Genomic DNA, 23,073 nt, shown 5'->3' with positions numbered 1-23,073 from the left:
TTTGTTTTTTGAGTTCTTGAGTTTTGTGTGCCTTTCACGCCCTCATCTCAACCTGAATGCCATTCTAGAAAATGGCGTCAGCTTCTACGATGACTTTGACGTTTGTTACGCTACGGTCTTCGGGTCCTTTAACCGGCAGTCCGACCTCAACATGATCAATGATATAGTCGATGTTTTCTTGCGTAATAACCTCGCCCGGAAGCAGAATCGGTATACCTGGCGGGTACACATAGATGAATTCCGAGATAATGCGTCCAGCGGATTCCTTGAAAGGAATGACCTCGGTATCCCCGTAAAAGGCATCACGCGGTGTCAGCATCAACTGTGGGATATCTGGAACTTTGACAACCAGTTCATGCGCCGGATTGACTTGATAATAAGTGCGAGCAAGATCCTGAAGTGCGTTGAGCAAAATATTCACGCTTTCGTCTGTATCACCTGGCGTGATGAGGCACAAGATATTGTACATGTCGCTAAGTTCAACTTCGATATTATAATGCTCACGCAGCCAGTTTTCGGTCTCATAACCTGTGATTCCGAGATGGCGCACATGAATCGTGACTTTCGTCGGGTCATAATTGAAGGTTGCTTCTGTACCTAACAGTTCTTCACCGAAACAGTATAATCCATCCATATCATTGATCGTACGTCGTGCAAACTCAGCAAGGTCAATCGCCTTCTGCGCAATCTCATGACCATGCAGGGCCAGATTTCGTCTGGAAGTATCCAGCGATGCAAGCAATACGTATGAGGTGGATGTTGACGTTAACAAGCTCAGAATGGTCTGTACACGTTGTGGATTGACGAAACCATTCTTCGTGTTCAGATTCAGTACGGAGCTCTGTGTCATCGAACCACCGAGCTTGTGAACACTTGTGGCAGCCATATCGGCTCCAGCGGCCATTGCAGAAAGCGGCAGATCCTCATGGAAATGAATCAGCACACCATGTGCCTCGTCCACCAGAACGGGCACCTGATAGCTGTGAGCCAGCTCTACGATGGACTTCAGGTCTGTACATACGCCGTAATAGGTTGGATTGATGACTAATAAAGCTTTGGCATCCGGGTGGCGCTCGAGCGCACGACGTATGGATTGAATGGTCACACCGTGATCGATACCAAGGTTAGCATCCTGTGCAGGAGAGACAAATACAGGTTTCGCTCCTGAGAAAATAATGGCAGACAGGACGGATTTGTGTACGTTACGGGGCACGATAATTTTGTCCCCAGGTCCGCATACCGATAGAATCATCGTCATAATCGCACTGCTTGTACCCTGTACACTAAAATAGGTATAATCGGCTCCAAAGGCATCTGCGGCCAGCATCTGTGCCTCGCGAATGACAGCTGTGGGTTGATGCAGGTCATCGAGTGGTGCGATGTTGATTAAATCTATGGAGAAGGCGTTATCGCCAATAAATTCACGGAATTCGCTATCCGCTCCCAATCCTTTTTTATGTCCCGGAATATGAAACTGTACGGGATTGAGTGCCGCGTGATTTTTCAAAGCGGTAAACAGCGGCGTACGGTGGTGATTCATCAGTGCTGTCACAACCCTTCCTAAGTAAAATGGTAAACAAAGATGAGTATAGCAAAATAAGCACTGAATGCAAGCGGTATGAACGACAAATTTTTGAATTGGTGAGATTTGCTTGTTATGTGCCCGGTTACACTATGTGTAGAGGACCGGCAAATGAACCTTGAAAGGGGAAAAAGAATGCAAACCGACATCAAACCAGCCAAGATACTGAGATCGTCTTTTTTTATCGCGATGTGGCTGACACTTTTTCTGGTGGAGATCATTAAAGGGGCGCTGCTAGTCGCCGTTCTCCCCGTATATATGGATAATATTCTGGGGCTGTCTGCTGGCGTCATTGGCGTCGCATTTGCTCTTCAGTATCTGGGAGATAATCTGTTTAGAGCCCCTTCAGGCTGGGCAGCAGAACGAATCGGCTTCCGCGCCACGATGGTAACGGCTCTGATCTGTACTTTGATTGCCGTTATCATGATTCTTTTTCTCAAAAGTGCCGTTGGGCTGTCTATGGCTTGTCTCATTCTCGGAATCGGTACGTCACCCTTGTGGCCCTGCGCAATGACGGGAGTAACCGCGATGTCAGGCCCGCAGAACAAAAATGGAACAGCGATGGGTGCACTGGAGATGGCCGCTTTGGGAGGGACGGGGCTTGGGCCTGTAGGGATGAACTGGCTGCTGGAGCGGACCGATCATGATTACCGTACAATCTTCCTTGTTCTCATGGGATGTGCAATTCTGGTCATCCTGGTCGCTATGGTTCTTCCGGGCCGTGTTGTGATTGAGGGAGGGCAGAACGCAGAAACGGGAGTCGCTGGAGAATCCGTAAAAGAGAAGTATCCAGCCAAGCCGAACCTGCTTACACCGTTTATTCGCCTGCAACAGAGCGTTAAGCGTACATTGCACCGGGTGCGAAGCACGCTGAATGTCAATCCGCTCGTCTATCCTGCGCTGTTCATGCAATCATTCGTGATCGGTTTGCTCAGCCCTGTTATTACACTGTATACACGAACTGATCTGAATATTTCACCTAACCTGTACAGTCTGCTACTTATTGCAGGGGGAGGTATTACGGTCATTGCCCTGTTGCCTGTTGGTAAAATGGTAGACCGATTTGGAACGAAACCGTTCCTGAACATCGGATTTTTAATGGCAGCAGTTACCCTCTTTATTTTCTCGACAGTGACAACCATTCCTGTTGTTTTTGGGATCGTAATGCTTGTCGGCGTAAGTTATGCTATGATTCTTCCGGCGTGGAATGCTTTTGTTGCAACTTTGATTCCTGAAGGTGAGCGCGGGGCAATCTGGGGCTTTTTTCTAACGCTGCAAGGGTCGGGGATGGTTGTAGGTCCGATTGTATCGGGATTGTTGTGGGACCACATCAGTCATCCGGCTCCGTTTATCGCCAGTGCTATTGTGATGGCCGGGCTTTTCGTGGTGCACTTTGTTTTGGCACGTAAACCGTTCCGTACCGCACCTGTACGGTAGACGAAGAACATCATAACTCGAACATGATCCCCAAAAGGAGGTCCATTAAACCTGATCTGCTCAGGTTGATGGGTCTCTTTTTAGCTTTGTTTTGTTGCAGGGAACCATCATTTAGTGCAAATAAAGTGTCAACAATTCCATGCACCACAATAATCATGATTTCGACACAATCACCATTCAAGCAAATGACGTCTTATAAAGTGGCAGCAGCATACCATGAATATCCAGGGGCATGCCCCTGTGCACCTGCGGAAAGCTGCAATTCGGATTCGCATTCGGTGAAAAATAGTCAAATAACCAAGTACCCTTACATAAAATGAAGTATAAAATAGGGTAAGCCGATGTAACACAAGCGCTTGAAACATGAGGCCGGAGCAGATCCGGTACAGATGGAGGGAGTGCCGTGAACAAAAGTTATGAAGTTGAATATTGCAATCTGGAGCTGCGGTTCAACCGTCGGCATATCCAAAATCTAATCAAAGACCTAATTCGTGAGGGGTATTCACTATATTGGAGCGAGGACGAATCCTTTTTTATTCTGTCAGTCCGCACCGGACGTAAGCTGGTAAAGCTCCGTTTTCAACAGACGCGCAGTGGGAATTACAAGATGACAGGGGATTATCTCATCAAGGATGCCAAACTTGCAGAGTGGCTAGAGAAACTGATTGGCGATACACGCGGGCATGCTGTGGTAAAACGCTTCAAGGATCAGCAGATGACGGTGGAGAATATTTTGTTTGGTGAAGTCATTCGTCTGGTGGAAGTGTCGGGATTTAAGCAACGGGTTATTTTTCAAAAAGAACCTGCGCCAACGGCGGAAGAGATGGAAGAGATGTTCCTCTCGCGCGAAGGCGAGGAGAGGCTTATGCTGTTGCGCATGGAAGTGGATGATGAGTTGGAGCGCCTGTTTAATGCTATACAGATCGACAATTCAGAGAAGGCCAACGCCTGCCGTGAAGCGCTGCGGCGATTATCCGGGCATCTGCTGATGCTGGAAGGATGAGGAAAAGAGTATTCAAGCATCGGTTTTATTGAGGAGGGCTGTTCCCAAAGGTCATTAACGGACTAGGGGCAGCCCTTTAATATGTAGAGCGAGACGTTTGTTTTGAATTCCAAATCGACGGGGCTGATACTCTTCTGCTTGTCTAAGGGCGCCTAGGATCGATGATGGAGTCGTCTGAGTTCTCCACATGATTATCAAATTCATCAATCCCTTGTTCCAGAATTAAATCCGCTTCTTTTGCAGTGATCGGGATGATCCACAATAGAGGAACAATCTCTTGGCCAATGTGAATATGTTCGAGAGATTCGTTTTCTCCTCGCAATTCGTCAATCAACAGAGCAGTCGCATTCCATTCTGCTGGTGCCAAGGGACTTGATCCCATCACACGCGGGATATCCGAATTTGGTGCATGTTCGATATGATGTGTAATAATATCTGCTAAATAGCTGTTGATACGATCCACAGTTTCGCCGCCTAAATCCGATTGCAGCGCCAGCATCCACTCTGCAGCGACCTGTTCCCCGGTAGGCCGAATTGCCCGAGATAAGCCTACAGTGACAAATCGGGCAATACCCGACTGCTTCACTTCAGGAAAATAGTAGATTTCCACATGAATGTTGCGCTCTGTCTTGGAAAGTACAATTCTGCTCTCAGGCATGCCCCATTCCTTCATATAGGTGCCCAAAAGATAGGTTCTTTGGATATCTAGTGAAAACCGTTGTTCATTTGAAAGCTGCTCTAAGGTCATTTGCAAGCTCCTCMACTTATGATGATTGGTTGCTTTTACTATCATAACGTATTTTATGAATATACGATGAACTCCTTTGCCGATTACGGCGTTTTCTCGCTGTTTGAACGGGATGCGGGGTTCACTTTCATACATAAAACCGTTAAAATGGGTGTATTGTTGAGATTTTTTTCAATAAAATTAATTGGAGCAAAGGATGGAGGACCAGATGACAAAACAACAAATCGGCGTAATCGGCCTGGCAGTCATGGGTAAAAATTTGGCCTTTAATATTGAAAGCAGAGGATTTTCAGTATCGGTATTTAACCGTTCCCCGGAGAAGACACATGACCTGCTGAAAGAAGCCGAAGGCAGAAACCTGACAGGCACATTCTCCATTGAAGAATTCGTAGCCTCCCTGGAATCTCCGCGCAAAATTCTGATCATGGTACAGGCAGGTAAAGCTACAGATGCAACCATTGAGCAGTTGCTGCCTCACTTGGATCAGGGCGACATCATTATCGACGGTGGAAACGCATATTTCCCTGACACGGTTCGTCGCAGCAACGAGCTGGAGGACAAAGGCATTCGCTTTATCGGTACAGGCGTATCCGGCGGTGAAGAAGGCGCACTGAAAGGCCCTTCCATTATGCCAGGTGGCCAGGAAAGTGCTTATAAACTGGTAGAACCGATCCTGACGGCGATTTCGGCCAAAGTCGGTGACGACCCATGTTGTACATATATTGGACCAGACGGAGCCGGACACTACGTGAAAATGGTACATAACGGTATTGAGTACGGTGACATGCAATTGATCGGTGAAGCCTATCATCTGCTTAAATCGGTACTGAATGTATCGGTAGAGGATTTGCATCAAATTTTCACAGAGTGGAATCAAGGCGAACTTGACAGCTATCTGATCGAGATCACGGCAGACATCTTCTCCAAATACGATCCGGAAACAGGCAAACCGATGGTTGATGTCATTCTGGATGCCGCTGGACAAAAAGGAACAGGAAAATGGACAAGCCAAAGCGCGCTGGATCTCGGCGTGCCATTGTCCATGATCACGGAATCCGTATTCTCCCGTTTCTTGTCGGCTATGAAAGACGAGCGTATCGCTGCAAGCAAGATTCTGAACGGACCTAAGGCAGAAGCGTTCTCTGGTGACAAAAAAGCGTTCATCGAGAGCGTGCGCAAAGCGTTGTTCGCAAGTAAAATCGTATCCTATGCCCAAGGTTTCGCACAGATGCGTGCTGCATCCGACGAATACGGCTGGGATCTGAAATACGGAAACATCGCGATGATCTTCCGCGGCGGTTGCATTATCCGTTCGCAGTTCCTGCAAAACATCAAGGAAGCATACGATAAAGACGCAGCCCTGAAAAACCTGCTGCTGGATCCATATTTCCAAAACATCGTGGAATCCTACCAGAATGCATGGCGTGAAGTGGTGGCAGTTGCGGTGAAACAAGGTATTCCGGTACCAGGCTTCTCCAGTGCATTGTCCTACTACGACAGCTATCGCACAGAGCGTTTGCCAGCCAACCTGTTACAGGCGCAACGTGATTACTTCGGCGCGCATACGTTCAAACGTGTAGACAAAGAAGGCAGCTTCCACCACAACTGGATGGAGTAATCTTCGGAAAAGGAATGTCATGAGGGACTTGGAGGATCGGATCATACCGGTGACCACCAGGTCCCTCTTTATTGGTCTTTCCCCGTTCGATGGGCTGTGTTATGATAGGACAAAAGTGCTCACGAAATGCTTGAATTAAAGGAGTGTACACCTTGAGCAAGTCTAAAAATATTATTCTCATCGGCATGATGGGAACGGGCAAGTCGACCGTTGCCGAGATGCTTTCTCGCCAGTTAGGCTATCAATTAATCGATGTGGATGCCGCGCTTGAACAGGAGGAAGGCTGTACCATTCCGGAATTGTTTTCGGGCAAAGGAGAAGCGTACTTTCGTGATGTAGAGAACCGGGTGCTGTGCACGGTACTTGAGAACGAAGGACAGGTCATTGCAACTGGAGGCGGAGTTGTACTTCGTTCGGATAACTGTGAATCCATGTTAGCGAATGGCTGGGTTGTTGCCCTAACAGCAGACCCTGAGGTTATTGTCGAACGTGTGAGCGGGTGTGATAACCGTCCACTGCTTGCAGGCAATGCGGAGGAACGGATTCGGACGATTATGGAAGAACGTAAAGATGCATATCGATTTGCGGATTACACGGTGGATACAACGGCGTTGTCTGCGGCCGAAGTGACTCGACTAATTTTAGCGCATTACCGCGTCTAAGCTTGTGATCGTCGAAGCTGAGGCGTATATAGGTTAACTATTATTGTTTACAAGGGATACTCTAATGACTTAATAACCTTCCATTGCTGAGTAAATAAATCGTTCGATATTTATAGATTGAGGGTTGGACGTAAAAGCGTATTAAAAAACGGGCCAGATGGCCCGTTTTTGGAAAGAGCAACAGTATAGGGCAACCCACCTGAAATTAGATAGAAAGCTGCGTATACGTTCTTGCCTATTCGTTTTCCTGTTGCCACTGAAGCATGCCGCCGACCATATTGGTACAGCCGTCGTACCCGAGTTGCTGGAGATATTCACATGCCCGTTCACTACGGTAACCGCTACGACAGATGATTATGATCTCACCTGACTTGTCGATCTCGGACAAGCGATCTGGAATCTGCCCCAATGGAATGTGTTTGGCACCATCGATCATGCCTTGTGCGACCTCTTCGTCCTCGCGGACGTCTATCATCTGCAGCTTTTCTCCCGCTTGGATACGGTGACGCAGCTCAGATGGTTGAATTTCAGCAATTTGTGTCATATTCAGGTCCTCTTTTCTATATGGACTTAACGCCTCTAATGATACCCAAGGGATACAGGGGATGTCAATTTGGCTATACGCAGCCTCACGAATACCATTTATGCAGCTTCACCATTACAATCAATAAAAGGAGAATATCATCCATGGACGTTATTGTTAACCCTACCCCTAATCTGAACGGGGAAATCGGAGCTTTGTCCTCCAAAAACTATACAACGCGTTACTTACTGGCCGCTGCGCTGGCGGAAGGAACAAGTACGATTCATTTTCCGGCACATAGTGAGGATAGTGATGCGATGCGCAGATGTATTCGTGATCTGGGTGCTGTGCTCGAAGAGGACGACAGCAAAATCGTCATTCAAGGCTTTGGAAGTAACCCGCATAATGTACGTGAATTAAACGTTGGGAATGCTGGTGCTGTGCTTCGTTTTCTGATGGGCGTAACGGCACTATGCCCTGAGGTCACATTTGTAAACACGTACCCGGATTCTCTTGGTAAACGGCCGCATGATGATTTGATTGATGCGCTAGGTCAAATGGGTGTACAGGTGGAGCATCAGCAAGGGCGTCTGCCGATTACGATCAGAGGCGGTCATGCGAAGGGTGGACATATTCGTGTATCCGGCTCTGTAAGCTCCCAATATTTGAGCGCATTGCTGTTTGTGACCCCATTGCTTGCAGAAGACAGCACAATTGAGGTTCTGAATGATTTGAAATCAAAAGTAGTCATCGGTCAGACGCTGGAGGTTCTTGCACAAGCAGGTATCATCATCCACGCAAGCGACGATTACATGTCATTCCGTGTACCTGGTGGACAGGCTTACAAGCCTACAACGTATACTGTTCAAGGGGATTACCCTGGCTCGGCTGCCGTACTTGCTGCCGCAGCGGTTACACAGTCTGATGTGAAAATTCTAAGGCTGATGGAGCAGAGCAAGCAAGGGGAGCGCGCAATTGTTGATGTGCTACGCATGATGGAAGTGCCGCTCACACATGAGAATGATGTGGTTCACGTTCAGGGAAACGGTAGATTAAAAGCGATTGAATTCGACGGAGATGCGGCTACGGACGCCGTATTGGCCATGGTAGCGGCAGCAGTGTTTGCGGAAGGCACGTCACGGTTTTATAATGTAGAGAACCTGCGTTACAAGGAATGTGACCGAATTACGGATTATTTGAATGAACTGAGGAAGGCCGGAGCGAATGTGGAAGAGCGTCAGGCTGAGATTATTGTACACGGACGTCCAGAAGGTGTTGAGGGCGGCGTAGAGATCAATGCTCACTATGACCACCGTGTCATTATGGCGCTTACTGTCGTGGGTCTGCGTGCCAAACAACCTATCCGTATTCGGGATGCACACCATGTAGCCAAGTCATATCCGCAATATTTTGATCATTTGCAGGCGCTTGGCGCCTCGGTTCAGTGGGTAAAAGAGTAAATTAACACGTTAAGCAGAAAAGGATGGTGCTTGAACATGGAATTTAACAACCCTACTCGAGAAGAAATTGGACACATCTTGCGCAATGCAGGCAACATCGCTGTTGTCGGCTTATCGGACAAATCGGATCGTACCTCGTATATGGTCGCGGAAGCTATGCAGAGCAGGGGATATCGTATCATCCCTGTTAATCCGCAAGCACAGGGAGAGATTCTTGGCGAGAAGGTATATGCTACACTCGCAGATATCCCCGAACCTGTGGATATTGTTAATGTTTTCAGACGCGAGGAGTTTTGCGCGGATGTGGCTCGTGAAGCCGCTGCGATTAAGGCCAATGTATTATGGCTTCAACTTGGCATCCATAACGATGAGGCTGTCCAGATTGCGGCAGAGAATGGCATGACTGCAGTTACCAATCGTTGTATCAAGGTAGAAGATTCCATCGTTCTGCGCGGCGCTGGCCGCGGCTAAGAGGCATGCTGAGGTTCATGAATTCGTTCATGGCACCGCATATTTAACTTAGGATTTTAGGGCGTGTCTGAAAATGCTGAAGGAAGACAATTTTGCTGAATTTTCGTTCCAAGCCAGGAAGTTTTCCGCAGGCGTGCGGAGGCACGTCAAGGGAAAGGACCGTAGCAGGGGGCGAAAAGGCGGTAAAAGATGCACTTCAGTAAGTTTCAAGACACGCCCTAATGAAAATCCCGTGATTTTCCGAAATCACGGGATTTTTCAAGTTCAGCGCATTTCACAATTCTCTTTCTTTTGACAATGAAGTATTTGCGAAGATGGATGGTAAAACGGACAGCAATCTTTCACGAGTAATAGGATCGTCATAGTTCCAACTGGCTCCTACTCTATGCGCGTTGTCCAACAAAATCGTAGGGATAAATTGCAGATCGGCCTGATCCGACAGCACAAAATTTCGGTCGCCTATGAAATGGCCAATCTGATTAAGCTCAATTTGTAACCACGGCTTACCCGCCTGAATAAGGTGATTAACAGAAGCGGAGGGATGAAAACCGAGTGATTCATATAATGTAGCTGCAAATCCATTTCGACCCATGATATAAACATTCTTGTCAAGTACGAGATAGACAGAGGCGTGCTCCCCAGGGGTATACTGATCGGATAATTGACGACGTAAGCGCCTTATATTTGCTTCATATCGGTTGATCCACTGCTCGGCTGCTTTATTGCGATTAAAAAGGTCGGCGATGTAAAGCAGTCGCTCGTAGGTACTGTTTGCACCGGAGTATACGATGGTGGGTGCTATGGCGTCCAGCTGGGCAAGTTGACGTTCACAATAATTGCCTAATAACATCAGGTCAGGAACTAACCATGAAACTTGCTCTGGTGAAGCTTGTAGCCCGATATCTAAAATACCCTGTAGTTTGCTTTTATAAATGACTTGCGACTTCATTGTAGCAATCCCGGCTCCGATTGGAATAATCCCAATAGCAAGCAACTCCCCAATGGTATTGGTTCCAGTTGCAACGATGCGATTCACTGTTTCGGGAAGATGTACTTTCCTGCCGAGAGAATCGGTAACAGTTCGTCGCCGTGTACGTGAATGAATATTGGCATACTCGCGAGGTGGATAGCCAGTGACCTGGTGAAAGCGCCGACTGAAATAATACTCGTCCTTAAATCCAACTTGCCTTGAAATTTCGCGTAACGTATCCGACGAACCTACCAATAGTTGTTTGGCATGTTTTACTCGTAAATCTGTCAGATATTCGATCGGATTTTTTCCAGTGATTGACTTGAATTTTTTACTGTACTGCCATCGAATCATTCCTGTCATCTCGGCCAAAAATTCTACTGTCAAATCCTCATTATAATGCTGCTCCATATAGTTTAATGATTGTTTTATAGCTTTTTCTTGATTTGTTAGAGGATGAGTTTGTTCTAATTGAGCCATCATACCAAGTATAAGTTGTAATTTAGCCTGAAGAATTACGAATTCTGGAACAAATGTGGGAAGGATTCGCTCTTTTGCACGACCTTGTCTATGTTTTTCCTCATGCCCATGTGGAGGCCAGGAATATGCCCAGTCCTCGCTCACTATTGCTGTTTTTAGCATGGATAATGGCAATTTATATGGATAGTCAGAAATAAGTGGCGGATATGTAACTTGACGTAGGGTAACGCCATCTACGTCAAAAGTCTTAAAGGTAAAACAGATCACTTTGGCTTGTGATCGAACGGTTTCCAGTCTGTAGGATTGCTGGAACGAAAGCAAGATACAAGTACCTTGGCGTAAATCCTGGGTAATGCTATTGAGATGCAGGCGAACACCATGATCAATGGCGATGAGCAAGGTATAGCAATCCTCATTGTTATTTTCAATGAATATATTTTGAAGTGGGTTTTCTGACAACGTTGGTGTAAGGCGAATTAGAGCATAACGCTGCAGTTGAATGTAAGGAGAAGCGATTTGCATCCAGAAGCCTCCTGTTCAGTGATAATTATTCTCAACTAAATTATCTTATCATAACTATTCCTTCAATGGTTATATATAGCTTGAAAAAAAATCCCCATTACCAAAAGGCAGGGGATAAAATAAATGTTCTAAACCTTATTTATCGATTCATCCATTGGGGTAACTCTTCAAGTAATTGTTCCAGTGCTAAAAGGTTATCTGTGTTCCAGTCAGCAGAGGCGGTGTAGATATGTCCTGCTTTAACGGCAGGTAATGTTTTCCACATAGGACTCTGTTGAAGTCGCTCTGACTCTGCTTGACTTTCGCTATTATCCAGAACGAGGACAAAAAGATGGTCGCCTGCGTATTCAGGTAACAGTTCCTCCGAGATTTCATTAAAGGTATAATTTTTGGATATTATATTTTCCTCTATAGCAGGTGGAATAGCGAATCCCTGCTCCTGATATAGGACCACACCCAGAGAGCGATTACCCATTACATAAAGCTGTTTGCCTAATTGTAAGAATACAGTTGCTGTTTCTCCATCTGTTAATTTAATCTTATCCCACATAGCTTTTGTTTTGGAGTCAAATTTGCTGATCCATTGATGAGCTTCATCCTGTATACCGAATATGGTGCCGAGCTCTTGCACACGTTTCTTATAAGGTAACGCCGAATTAAAGGGAATAGTGGGCGCAATCTTGGAGAGTGCCGTGTTTCGTTCAGTATCCTGCGTGTAACCATTCAGAATTAAGTCAGGCTGTAGCGCTGCAATTTTTTCAAGATCACCAGGGTTCCCGACATCCTGTACTCCTGTCAACAGTCCTTCAGCAAAACTACCACTGATATTCACAAGATTCGCCCCGACCACCGGTAATTTCAGCGCTAGCAGATCTTCAAGTGTAGAGCCTAGGTAGATGATGCGTTGTGGCTGAGCAGGGATTTCTACCTGTTCACCTGATTGTGTTGTATAGCTCTTTGTTGCGGTGTCGGCTTCTACAGTTTGTTGCGTAAGAGCATTCTCAGAGTAACTACACGCAGCCAATGTCAATAATAGAAAGAGGCTCATTCCCCATATCATTAAATTCTTCATAATTGTACTGTTCATACTAGCTTTCCCTGCTTTCTTTTTGATTTGTTGATAATGATTATCAATTACAATGGCTATTATAGACATCATTTAAATTCGTTACAATGTATAAACAGCTAAAATTTTATTTGGACAAATGTCAAAATGTTTTCTCATAGAACGTTTTGTTTGGTTCTTTACCGTTACGAGTGTCATGGAATTTCCCCTCTTTTTGCTTTGACAAAATGCTGCGCAAAGCTTACCATCTAGGATAGAAAGGAGAGGTCGCCATGAATTGGCTCGGATCCTTGCAGCAGCTCGGAAGAGCGGTTATGCTGCCTACAATGGTCCTGCCCGCTGCTGCTATTTTGCTCAGTGTGGGCAGTCTGCCCTGGAACGCCTGGGGAATGGGAATGATTGGCGAAGTGTCTACCGTGGCCGGACACGGTATTTTTTATTTTTTGCCGTATTTGTTCGCTGTTGGCGTGGCGCTGGGACTCTCCAACCAGGCCGGTCAAGCTGGACTCGCAGCGCTGGCTGGAATCGTTATCTATGATCAGGTCACCCGAAATTTCGGAGATGGCACGGTGCAGCCTGCTTCATTAATCGGAATTATACTCGGTGCATTAGCCGGTGGAATGCATAATCGGTTCAAAAGCATCAAACTGCCCGAAATCTTACAGTTTTTTGGCGGTTCGAGATTTGTTTTACTTATTGTTGGGCTTTGCTCGGCCCTGTTTTCCTGCTTCATGTTATGGATTGCTCCGGTTCTTCAGCATGGCCTGAATTTCATTGCAACATGGGAGTATAGCCTTGGCGGTTTCGGATTGTTCATCTACGGTGTGTTGTACAGGGTGCTGGTTGCCTTTGGGCTTCACCATTTGCTGAATAATGTATTCTGGTTCCAGTTAGGGACCTACGAAACGCCGAGCGGCAATGTCGTGCAAGGGGACTTACCGCGATTTTTTGCAGGTGATCCGACTGCTGGTTTTTTCATGGCCGGACTCTTTCCCATTATGATGTTTGCTATTCCTGCGATTGCGCTTGCGATTATTCAGGAGGCCAGAGAAGATCTCAAGCCCAAAATAAGAAAAACGTTTCTGACTTCTGCCCTGGTCTGTTTTTTAACAGGGGTTTCAGAGCAAATCGAGTTTGCTTTTCTTTTTGCAGCGCCGTATCTGTTTATCGTACATGCAGTGATGTCCGGGGTGGCCATGTGGCTTAGTTACTGGCTGGATATAAGGCACGGATTCTCATACTCGGCTGGCATAATTGATTACATACTCAATTTTCATCTGTCTGAGAATGCTTGGAAACTCATTCCGATTGGCATACTATATGGGCTGGTCTATTATTTCCTGTTCCGTTGGGCGATTCGTACATTCAAGATACCAACACCTGGACGGGAAGAAGGATCAATGCTGGAAGATTGGGTTGGAAATATTCCTTATCAAGCCCCGTTGGTTTTGGAAGCATTGGGCGGGAAGAGTAACATTGTTCAGGTGGAGGCATGCATTACACGCCTGCGTCTGACGGTTCACGACGATCGGTTGATTGATACAGGCGCAATGAAGAATTTAGGATCGGCTGGACTGATCAAGCTAGGTGGCGGCAACGTACAGGTGGTATTTGGCACCTATTCCGAATTGATTCGGGAAGAGATTGCTAAGCTGCTTGAACGAGATTTACAACAGGTGTTATTCGCTGCACCGGTGCAAGGCAAAATGCTTCCGATTGAGGAAGTGCCGGATCAGATTTTTGCAGCCAAGCTGGTCGGAGACGGTGTAGCTTTTGTGCCCGAGCGAGGAGAATTGGTGTCGCCTGTCTTTGGAACGATAATGCATTTGTATCCAACGATGCACGCCCTTGGTATTTCCACACGGGAGGGTCTGGAGGTTCTGCTTCATATCGGGATCGACACCTCGCAACTGAAAGGGCACTTTGAAGCCTTCGTACAAGAAGGTGATACTGTAGAGCCTGGACAATTGCTGATCAAATTTGATCTGGCTGTATTACGTGAACAGGCGGCATCACTTACGACTCCGATGGTTATTACAAACCCGGATCGTGTGAAATCATGGAGCTTTGCTCCATTCAAGCAAGTGAAGAAAGGTCAGGCATCCGTTATGTCCGTGGTGCTCTATGACAGGAACGTTGGAGGGGTAGAATGAAGATACAAGGCATCAATGGAGCTGCAGGCATCGCCATCGGCAAAGCATTTGTCCTGCCCAGCTGGGAATGGGATCTACCCGACCAGAAAATGGATTCGGTGGATCTTGCCCAGGAATTCGAACGGCTGTACGAGGGGATACGGACATCGAAGGATGAGATCGAATTTATCAAAAATGAGTTCAAAGAAGTTGTGGGCCCGGAGGAATCCAGCATCTTTGATGCACATCTTGCTATTCTGGAAGATCCGGTGTTCATGAACGAAATCCGTGGCATTATTGAACGCCAGTACAAGGCGGCAGAGGTGGCGGTAAAAGAAGCGATAGACCATTTCGTCACCATGTTTGACCTATTGGAAGACGAATATATGAAGGAACGGGCAATCGACATCAAGGATGTCGGCAACCGCCTCCTTAAACATTTGCTGGGTGCACCTGAGATTACGCTACCTTCAGATACCCAGCCGTATATTCTCGTTGCCAAAGAGTTGTCACCATCACAACTGGCGCATATGAATCCAAGCTACGTTCTAGGGATTGTTACGCTGATCGGTGGTAAGACGTCACACTCCGCTATTATGGCGCGTGCACTCGGGATTCCTCTCGTTTCCGGACTGGAAGCGAGTCTTGGTATGCCGGTAGAAACGGGAGACATGCTGGTCGTGGATGGCGATAATGGGTTGGTATATATCGATCCGGATCGCAAAATCATTGAACGATACACAATGCTCCGCAACAAAGAGTTGAAGAAAAAAGAACAGCTGCAAGTACTTGCCACTGTAGACGCGGTGACCAAGGACGGAGCTGTGCTGAAGCTTGCTTCCAACATCAGTTCCGTGAAGGAGCTTGATCTGGCTTTGAAACACGGAGCCAAGGGTGTAGGTTTGTTCCGAACCGAATTCCTGTATATGGATCGTGCGACCTTCCCCGGAGAGCAGGAACAGTACGAGGTGTACCGGCTTGTTGCCGAGAAAGCAGCTGGACAGGCGGTTGTCATTCGCACACTCGACATTGGGGGCGACAAAGAGCTCGATTACTTTGAGTTGCCAGAAGAAGATAATCCGTTTCTGGGCTATCGAGCCATTCGAATCAGTTTGGATCGTAAGGATTTGTTCAAAACTCAGCTTACCGCTATCCTTCGTGCAAGCGCAGCAGGTAATGTAAAGATTATGTATCCGATGATTTCCTCGGTTGAGGAGTTGCAACAAGCCAACGAGATCCTTCGGGAATCGATGGCTGATCTCGATGAGCGAGGCTTGGCCTATGATGCAAACATTCAGGTGGGCATCATGATTGAGGTTCCCGCCGCCGTCATGATTGCTGATTTACTTGCAGAAGAAGCGGATTTCTTCAGTATCGGAACGAACGATCTGGTACAGTATGTACTGGCGGTAGACCGAATGAATGAACAGATTGCTCATATGTATCATCCGTATCATCCGGCTGTGCTGCGTATGCTTCGGGCTACTGTAGACGCGGCGCATACAGCAGGCATTGATGTGAGCGTCTGTGGTGAGATGGCGGGGGACGAGCGTTCCATTCCATTATGGCTGGAACTGGGGATTCGCCATCTTAGTATGTCTCCGCAATCCTTATTGCGCGTGAAGCATAGAGTTTTGAATACAACGGCTGCGGACGCGAAAGAGGAAGCACGTAAGTGCTTTGCCTTGCGAACGAGCGGTGATATTGAGGAGCGTTTGCAGATCTTTAACGATGCAAGCGGCAGCCCGGACGATCAAAGCGGATCAAACGCATCTTAAAGGGAAATGCACATTAGCAGACGATTAATACCTTTAAATTAATATATTCACTTTTGTACCACTTTTTCCAAAAGATATAAAAAACCGCTGTGTATTTACTTGCACAGCGGTTTTTTTATTGATTTTTTCGTATGGTCGCTTTTATTTGGTTGCTTTTTCAGCAAGTGCATCACAGAATGCTTTCCCGTACGGAGGAAGATCCGGTGGACGACGAGCGGAGATAATGTGACCATCCACGACAACGGCTTCATCTTTCCATATCGCACCTGCATTCTCCATGTCATCCCGAATACCTGGCGTTGAGGTTACGGTGACTCCGTTCAAAATTTTGGCGGAGATGAGCACCCAACCTGCATGGCAGATTTGCCCAATCGGCTTGCGGTCTGCATGCATCTCTTTTACAAGCTCCAGAACTTTGGGGTAGCGTCGTAATTTATCCGGAGCCCAGCCACCTGGCACCAAAATTCCATCATAATCGGAGCTGCTCAGCTCATCGAAACTGTATTCAGCAGTAGCAGGAACACCATATTTACCGACATATGTTTTTCCCTTTTTCTCGCCAGCCAGATGTACTTCGGCACCTTCTTCGCGCACGCGGTATACCGGATACCACAGCTCCAGATCCTCAAATTCTTCATCAACCAGTGCAATGACTTTTTGACCTGATAATCTCATATGTGAACTCTCCTTCGATAATGAATTTGGCAGATCGTGTCTTATATTGTACCAGATTCGGTATTTAGCTTCCTAATATAAGAATGGCTTGCATGCCTTAAGTACAAATTCTCAATCTGGGTAGCACGATCTCAGATCAATACCAGCCTGTGTTCGACAGCCTTCATCTGGTGACAGTGGTAATTTGTGCAACCTTTAGTTTACAGCAGGATTTAGGCGGAAATAGGTCGAATGGTACATACATAGAGAGTAAAGAACGAATGAGGTGATGGTTGTGCGCAAGTCGTGCAGATGTGGACATGTTATGGAATTGGAATTAAGAACGGTTGTATACGCCAAAAAGGTAGAAATTCGAAATGTACCTGTCTTTACGTGTACAGACTGTGTATCATACGAAGTGCTGAAGCCGGTCAAACCTGATTTGACAGATTGTATCAATAAATTGGGTGAACAGCCTGTGAAGCAGGATGTCTCCTTCGGTGAGCAGAACGAATTGGCTGACCTGTTACATGAACAACTCTTGGCCTGGCCGGATGCAACGGATCAAGAGATGGAGTATCGAATGAAAGAAGCGGTCGAGGGACGAATCAATCTATTACTGGATATTATGGGCTACGCACAAAAAGCGGGGGACCAAGCGTGGATTGAAGATACCGAACGTAGACTGGCACAGTTGTCTGGATTTGTATGGCAGGCACATTTCTCAAATGCCGTCTAGTTTTGACGTGCAAAATGCTTGTTTTCATGAAAATTGGATTTTTTGCTCACTTTTTGTTAAGATATCGAAGAGTGAAAACGCTCAACATGGCGGTATCGCTTATTAAGGGGGATGTATAACGAATGGCTGACATGACTAAAATGACAAGTATTGAACAGCTAAACTCCGCAGTGCAGGCGACGGAGGATCAACCCTTGCTTCTGTTCAAGCATAGTACCCGCTGTCCGATCAGTGCACATGCTTATCAGGAGATGAACGACTATTTGCATAACTCTCCGAATGAAAGCGTGAAATACGGCATCATCTACGTGGTAGAAGACCGCCCGGTATCTAACGAAGCAGCTGAGAGGTTGGGTGTTAAGCACGAATCTCCCCAGGTTATTCTGATTAAAAAAGGAATGCCGGTATGGCATACTTCTCATTCAGAGATTACCAGCGGGACGCTTGCTAACACTTTAAGTGAGTCTTAGAGCCTATTTTAATTGATTAATGCAATAATTTGTCGTAATATAAATCTTAATGAAAATGGAATGAAAATTTACTGGTAATGGAGCGAAGTACTGTGACGGTAACCATTTATGATGTGGCACGTGAAGCTGGAGTGTCTATGGCAACGGTATCACGTGTAGTTAACAATAACCCTAATGTCAAACCGCAGACGCGGAAAAAAGTATACGAAGCAATTGAACGGCTCGGATATCGTCCGAATGCGGTAGCCCGTGGTCTGGCGAGCAAAAAGACAACTACGGTTGGAGTCGTTATTCCGGACATTTCGAACTCTACCTTTGCAGAGATTGCTCGGGGAATCGAAGATATCGCCAACATGTATCATTACAACATCATTTTGTGTAATGCGGACAAAAAGAAGGAAAAAGAAATCCGTGTTATTAATACGCTGCTTGAAAAACAAGTGGACGGACTGCTCTTTATGGGTGGAACCGTAACGGATGAACACATTCAGGCCTTCCAATCTGCTGCAGTTCCGATTGTATTGTGTGCAACAAGTGATGAGAAGGGTACATTCCCTTCTGTGGATATTGATCATGAAGCAGCAGCATTTGACGCAGTCAACACGCTGATTCGTCACGGTCATAAAGAGATCGCCATGATCAGTGGTACGCTGCAGGACCCGGCTAACGGTTTTGCACGTTTCCAAGGGTATAAGAAAGCACTGGAAGCCGCAGGCATCGAATATCAAGAGGATCTGGTTCGGATCGGTAACTATCGTTATGAATCCGGTGTTGAAGCGATGAAATATTTCCTTGGACTTAAGAAAAAGCCGACAGCGATCTTTGCTGCAACGGATGAAATGGCTATTGGCGCGATCCACAGCATTCAGGATGATGGTTTGAAAGTACCGGATGACTTCTCTATCATTAGCGTAGACAACATTCGTATGGCTTCCATGGTACGTCCGCAGTTAACAACAGTTGCTCAGCCGATGTACGATCTGGGTGCGGTAGCGATGCGTTTGCTGACCAAACTGATGAAAAAAGAAAATGTGGAGAATCCAAGAGTGATTTTGCCGCATGAAACGATTCTTCGTCTGTCTGTAAGTCACGCAGGTTAATATGTTATTTCGTGAAGTAAGAGAAAGGGAGAAGGCGTTCTCTCTACATAATAATGTTTAATTGTGCAGAAGCTCCGGAAACGGGGCTTTTGTGCTGAAAATGACTTTTCGTAATGACTTAAACTTGATCTCATATGCAAGATGATAACAGGAGGATACAACAATGCGTGAAACGATAGGCATTATGGGCGCTATGGACGAGGAAGTAGAGCTTCTGCTTCAAGGTATGAAACAGCATGAAACGGTGAAACAAACAGGCATAACGTATGTCGCCGGTGAGTGGCTGGGCAAGCAGATTGTGGTGTGCAAGTCAGGCGTGGGGAAAGTGAATGCGGCGGTAACTACGCAGATTCTGATCGACCGTTTTCAGGTGAACCGGGTGATCTTTACAGGTGTAGCCGGAGCGGTTCATCCAGAGCTGAACATTGGTGACATGGTGATCTCCTCGGTATGTGTGCAGCATGACATGGACGTAACCCCGCTTGGATTCGAACGTGGAGTGATACCGTACCAGGAGACATCGGCATTTCCGGCGGAGCCTGCATTAATTTCGCTCGCTGAAGAAGCGTGCAAGGCGCAGGGCGCTCATTACCGGATTGGCAAGGTGTTGTCAGGGGATCAGTTCATTGCTAGCAAAGAGGCCGTCAACATGCTCTACACGGAGATGGACGGAGCTTGTGCAGAGATGGAAGGTGCCGCGGTTGCTCAAGTGTGTTATATGAATCGTGTGCCTTTCGTTGTGTTACGCAGTATGTCTGACAAGGCAGACGGTTCTGCACATGTGAATTTTGCCGAGTTTACTGTACAGTCTTCCCAGCGTTCCCACCGTATTGTTGAGCATATGCTCGAACATATGTGATCTGAAACACGTATCGATCCCATAAAATCAAATAAACCGCCTCACAGGTCAATTTCCACTCATGATGGAGAACGTTCTGTGAGGCGTTTTTATGTATTTGTTGCGTACCGTTACCTTTTTAATACATAAACCGATGACGGAAGCGAACACGATCAAACTGCTCTTCCGAAGTCATGGGTACTTGACTGCCGATTCGAACCATAAGGCAATTTGCGGGATGGGAGCAGATTTCGGGATCATCTGTGGCGTACCAGGTCATATCAATGTTCTGCATGAGCCGTTCCATCATTTTGCGGTAATCCCATACGGTCAGTCCGCTGCCTTTCAAGTCCCAATGCCAATAATACTCTGTCGTGAAAATAATGTAGTTTTCCATGTACTTATCTTCCATTGCGGTAAGCAGCATTTCACGCCCAATACCAAGGGACCGATAGTCGTCCGCAACTTCGATGGCTCCGAGCTCGATCAGGTCTGTCATATTGCCTTCCGACCATCGTTCGCATTCATCGGCGTAGTGAAAAGTGACATATCCGATGATCATCTCATTTTCGTGGGCGATAATAATGCGTCCTTCTGGCAAGGCAGCAATCTCAGCAAGAGCTTCCTGTTGCTCTGCTGGGCGCCGAAAGGCATCCAGATGGGCATGTAAGGTCATTTGCATAATCTGCTCCGCGGGCACGGGACCCTCAATCGTAATTCGGTGGCCGGACTTGAAAATGGAACGCATATGATGCTCCTTGATATGCTCCATGGTTCATTCCCCTCTCTCCCCCTACTTATAGCAAAAAAACGAAAAATTGAAAAGCCGTAGACGATGTTTGTTTCAATTTGCTATAATTGCGTTGACAAAAAATGTTCACAATTCAACACCGTTTGAGTGCATCGTTTGGGTCAAGCAAGTACATGATGAGAAGTTCTCTCTACTAATGTAAGCGCTAACTGGAAGTTCAGTCAACACAAAGGCAATACGAATGAACCCTGAAGGGAATCGAAATGTCGAGTTGAAGGAGGCTGGCAAGCATGAGTCAAGCACATAATGAGATGCTGCAAACGGTGGTGTCTGAATCGAATCTGGGCGATTATACGGAAGCAAGAAGCCGGTTCGATTGGGAAACGGTAGAAAGGCACTTTACGTGGCACGCCAGCGGAAAAGTGAATATGGCACATGAGGCGATTGATCGCCATGTCCTGGAAGGAAGAGGCGGGAAGACAGCGTTACTGTACAGCGATGCTTCTCGGGAAGAAGCATATACCTTCGCGGATCTAAGCGAGCAGTCGAGTCGTTTTGGTAATGTTCTGCGTAAATATGGCGTAGCCAAAGGAGATCGTGTCTTTATTTTTATGCCGCGAAGTCCTGAGCTGTATTTCAGTTTGCTGGGAATTTTGAAGGTGGGCGCTGTAGCTGGCCCTTTATTTGAGGCTTTTATGGAAACGGCAGTGAAGGATCGGCTGGAGGACAGTGGTGCGGTAGCACTTGTGACAACACCGGAGCTTCTGGGACGCATCAAACGCTCCGAACTACCTGAGTTGAAGCATATTTTTATTGTCGGCGGCGGTCCACAGTTGGAAGCCGGACTGATTGATTTTGATGCAGAGATGTCTGCGGCTTCGGATGATATGGAAGTAGAGTGGCTGACACGTGAGGACGGACTGTTAATTCATTATACATCTGGCTCTACCGGGAAACCCAAAGGGGTATATCACGTTCAGAATGCCATGATTCAACATTATTATACAGGCAAGGTTGTGCTCGACCTGCGCGAAAGCGACGTATACTGGTGCACTGCTGATCCCGGCTGGGTAACAGGAACTTCGTACGGCATCTTCGCTCCGTGGCTTAACGGAGTAACCAACGTGATCCGAGGTGGTCGCTTCAGTCCGCAGGACTGGTATAGCACGATTGAGAAAAATAAGGTAAGTGTATGGTATAGTGCCCCTACGGCATTCCGTATGCTGATGGGCGCAGGGGATGAGACGATTGCCCAGCATGATCTAAGCAGTTTGCGTCATGTGATGTCGGTAGGCGAACCATTAAACCCGGAGGTCGTACGTTGGGGCTGGAAGGCTTACGGTCAACGGATTCATGATACGTGGTGGATGACGGAAACGGGGGCACAGTTAATCTGTAACTATCCAGGGATGCCGATTAAACCGGGTTCAATGGGGCGTCCTCTGCCCGGTGTAGAAGCAGCTATCATTGATGATCGTGGGCAAGAAATGCCGCCTTACAGCATGGGCAACCTGGCCATTCGTACCCCTTGGCCGTCGATGATGGCGAAGATCTGGAACAATCCAGCCAAGTATGAGGAGTATTTCAGACTGACAGGCTGGTATGTATCCGGAGATTCAGCGTATATGGATGAAGACGGATATTTCTGGTTCCAGGGACGCATCGATGATGTCATCAACTCTTCAGGTGAACGGATCGGACCGTTTGAAGTGGAGAGCAAGCTGGTAGAGCACCCCGCGGTTGCTGAAGCAGGTGTTATCGGGAAACCTGATGTGACACGAGGGGAAATCATCAAGGCTTTTGTCGCGCTTCGTGAGGGGTATGAGGCAACACCTGAACTGAAGGAAGAGATCTATCGGTTTGTCAAAGAAGGCTTGTCGGCTCACGCAGCACCGCGTGAGATTGAATTCAAGGAGAAGCTGCCGAAGACACGATCAGGCAAAATTATGCGACGTGTGTTGAAGGCGTGGGAGCTTGATCTGCCTACAGGGGACTTATCCACCATCGAGGACTGAGTATTACGAGCATTGGAAATGGCCGGTTACGAATTTGAGGTGTACAATAAGAAG

At 46.9% G+C, this 23,073-nt stretch carries 20 protein-coding genes; 13 read left to right on the top strand and 7 right to left on the bottom strand.

Going from position 1 to position 23,073, the window contains the following annotated elements; translation table 11 throughout:
- Positions 1–64 precede the first annotated feature (64 nt).
- Positions 65–1,540 (bottom strand): aminotransferase class I/II-fold pyridoxal phosphate-dependent enzyme, encoded by a 1,476-nt coding sequence (locus tag AB4Z30_RS17530; RefSeq protein ID WP_441928841.1) that lies wholly within the window; start codon positions 1,538–1,540, stop codon positions 65–67.
- A gap of 177 nt (positions 1,541–1,717) precedes the next feature.
- Here AB4Z30_RS17530 and AB4Z30_RS17525 point away from each other — a divergent pair, with 177 nt between their 5' ends.
- Both AB4Z30_RS17525 and AB4Z30_RS17520 read left to right on the top strand, forming a co-directional pair.
- Positions 1,718–3,019 (top strand): MFS transporter, encoded by a 1,302-nt coding sequence (locus AB4Z30_RS17525; protein ID WP_441928630.1) that lies wholly within the window; start codon positions 1,718–1,720, stop codon positions 3,017–3,019.
- 403 nt (positions 3,020–3,422) lie between these two features.
- On the top strand, positions 3,423–4,022 hold the full coding sequence (locus AB4Z30_RS17520; protein WP_441928628.1) for a hypothetical protein: 600 nt from the start codon (positions 3,423–3,425) through the stop codon (positions 4,020–4,022).
- Between the two features lie 142 nt (positions 4,023–4,164).
- On the opposite strand, the gene AB4Z30_RS17515 is transcribed toward AB4Z30_RS17520, so the two are convergent.
- On the bottom strand, positions 4,165–4,770 hold the full coding sequence (locus tag AB4Z30_RS17515; RefSeq protein WP_441928626.1) for a suppressor of fused domain protein: 606 nt from the start codon (positions 4,768–4,770) through the stop codon (positions 4,165–4,167).
- Between the two features lie 208 nt (positions 4,771–4,978).
- Between AB4Z30_RS17515 and gndA the strand changes: the two genes are divergently transcribed.
- Both gndA and AB4Z30_RS17505 read left to right on the top strand, forming a co-directional pair.
- Positions 4,979–6,388: an NADP-dependent phosphogluconate dehydrogenase gene (gene gndA, locus AB4Z30_RS17510; protein ID WP_441928624.1), complete on the top strand. Its 1,410-nt coding sequence runs from the start codon at positions 4,979–4,981 to the stop codon at positions 6,386–6,388.
- A 152-nt stretch (positions 6,389–6,540) separates the two neighbouring features.
- Complete coding sequence (locus tag AB4Z30_RS17505; RefSeq protein ID WP_441928622.1) at positions 6,541–7,050, top strand: shikimate kinase; 510 nt, start codon at positions 6,541–6,543, stop codon at positions 7,048–7,050.
- Positions 7,051–7,285: 235 nt separating this feature from the next.
- On the opposite strand, the gene AB4Z30_RS17500 is transcribed toward AB4Z30_RS17505, so the two are convergent.
- Positions 7,286–7,594, bottom strand: coding sequence for a rhodanese-like domain-containing protein (locus tag AB4Z30_RS17500; protein WP_441928620.1), 309 nt, complete (start codon positions 7,592–7,594; stop codon positions 7,286–7,288).
- 143 nt (positions 7,595–7,737) lie between these two features.
- Between AB4Z30_RS17500 and aroA the strand changes: the two genes are divergently transcribed.
- Positions 7,738–9,033: a 3-phosphoshikimate 1-carboxyvinyltransferase gene (gene aroA, locus AB4Z30_RS17495; protein ID WP_441928618.1), complete on the top strand. Its 1,296-nt coding sequence runs from the start codon at positions 7,738–7,740 to the stop codon at positions 9,031–9,033.
- A 36-nt stretch (positions 9,034–9,069) separates the two neighbouring features.
- On the top strand, positions 9,070–9,504 hold the full coding sequence (locus AB4Z30_RS17490) for a CoA-binding protein (protein ID WP_441928616.1): 435 nt from the start codon (positions 9,070–9,072) through the stop codon (positions 9,502–9,504).
- A 274-nt stretch (positions 9,505–9,778) separates the two neighbouring features.
- On the opposite strand, the gene AB4Z30_RS17485 is transcribed toward AB4Z30_RS17490, so the two are convergent.
- Positions 9,779–11,476 (bottom strand): helix-turn-helix domain-containing protein, encoded by a 1,698-nt coding sequence (locus tag AB4Z30_RS17485; RefSeq protein ID WP_441928614.1) that lies wholly within the window; start codon positions 11,474–11,476, stop codon positions 9,779–9,781.
- Between the two features lie 139 nt (positions 11,477–11,615).
- Entirely contained in the window at positions 11,616–12,563 is a 948-nt protein-coding gene (locus AB4Z30_RS17480; protein ID WP_441928612.1) for an ABC transporter substrate-binding protein, read from the bottom strand.
- 251 nt (positions 12,564–12,814) lie between these two features.
- On the opposite strand from AB4Z30_RS17480, the gene AB4Z30_RS17475 reads away from it, so the two are divergent.
- Both AB4Z30_RS17475 and ptsP read left to right on the top strand, forming a co-directional pair.
- Positions 12,815–14,695: a glucose PTS transporter subunit IIA gene (locus tag AB4Z30_RS17475; RefSeq protein WP_441928610.1), complete on the top strand. Its 1,881-nt coding sequence runs from the start codon at positions 12,815–12,817 to the stop codon at positions 14,693–14,695.
- Entirely contained in the window at positions 14,692–16,452 is a 1,761-nt protein-coding gene (gene ptsP, locus AB4Z30_RS17470; protein ID WP_441928608.1) for a phosphoenolpyruvate--protein phosphotransferase, read from the top strand. Before AB4Z30_RS17475 ends, ptsP begins: the two co-directional genes overlap by 4 nt.
- 141 nt (positions 16,453–16,593) lie before the next feature.
- Here ptsP and AB4Z30_RS17465 read toward each other — a convergent pair whose 3' ends face one another.
- On the bottom strand, positions 16,594–17,127 hold the full coding sequence (locus tag AB4Z30_RS17465; RefSeq protein ID WP_441928606.1) for a type 1 glutamine amidotransferase domain-containing protein: 534 nt from the start codon (positions 17,125–17,127) through the stop codon (positions 16,594–16,596).
- A 304-nt stretch (positions 17,128–17,431) separates the two neighbouring features.
- On the opposite strand from AB4Z30_RS17465, the gene AB4Z30_RS17460 reads away from it, so the two are divergent.
- From AB4Z30_RS17460 to AB4Z30_RS17445, 4 genes are all read left to right on the top strand, one after another.
- The gene (locus tag AB4Z30_RS17460; protein ID WP_441928604.1) at positions 17,432–17,845 is read left to right on the top strand and encodes a hypothetical protein; all 414 of its coding nucleotides are present in this window, start codon (positions 17,432–17,434) and stop codon (positions 17,843–17,845) included.
- A gap of 122 nt (positions 17,846–17,967) precedes the next feature.
- Positions 17,968–18,315, top strand: coding sequence for a bacillithiol system redox-active protein YtxJ (gene ytxJ / locus AB4Z30_RS17455; protein ID WP_441928602.1), 348 nt, complete (start codon positions 17,968–17,970; stop codon positions 18,313–18,315).
- A 92-nt stretch (positions 18,316–18,407) separates the two neighbouring features.
- Complete coding sequence (gene ccpA / locus AB4Z30_RS17450) at positions 18,408–19,415, top strand: catabolite control protein A (RefSeq protein ID WP_090923671.1); 1,008 nt, start codon at positions 18,408–18,410, stop codon at positions 19,413–19,415.
- A gap of 163 nt (positions 19,416–19,578) precedes the next feature.
- Complete coding sequence (locus AB4Z30_RS17445; protein ID WP_441928599.1) at positions 19,579–20,274, top strand: 5'-methylthioadenosine/adenosylhomocysteine nucleosidase; 696 nt, start codon at positions 19,579–19,581, stop codon at positions 20,272–20,274.
- A 118-nt stretch (positions 20,275–20,392) separates the two neighbouring features.
- Here the strand turns inward: AB4Z30_RS17445 and AB4Z30_RS17440 are convergent, their stop codons facing one another.
- On the bottom strand, positions 20,393–21,025 hold the full coding sequence (locus tag AB4Z30_RS17440) for a GNAT family N-acetyltransferase (protein WP_441928597.1): 633 nt from the start codon (positions 21,023–21,025) through the stop codon (positions 20,393–20,395).
- A gap of 269 nt (positions 21,026–21,294) precedes the next feature.
- Here AB4Z30_RS17440 and acsA point away from each other — a divergent pair, with 269 nt between their 5' ends.
- A complete protein-coding gene (gene acsA / locus AB4Z30_RS17435; protein WP_441928595.1) occupies positions 21,295–23,019 on the top strand; it encodes an acetate--CoA ligase in 1,725 nt (574 codons plus the stop codon).
- The last annotated feature ends 54 nt before the right edge of the window (positions 23,020–23,073 follow it).

The organism is Paenibacillus sp. 2TAF8 (genome assembly GCF_052114825.1).
Lineage (GTDB): Bacteria > Bacillota > Bacilli > Paenibacillales > Paenibacillaceae > Paenibacillus.
Note: the sequence above shows the minus strand (reverse complement) of the source record. Positions and strands in the feature narration are given on the sequence as shown.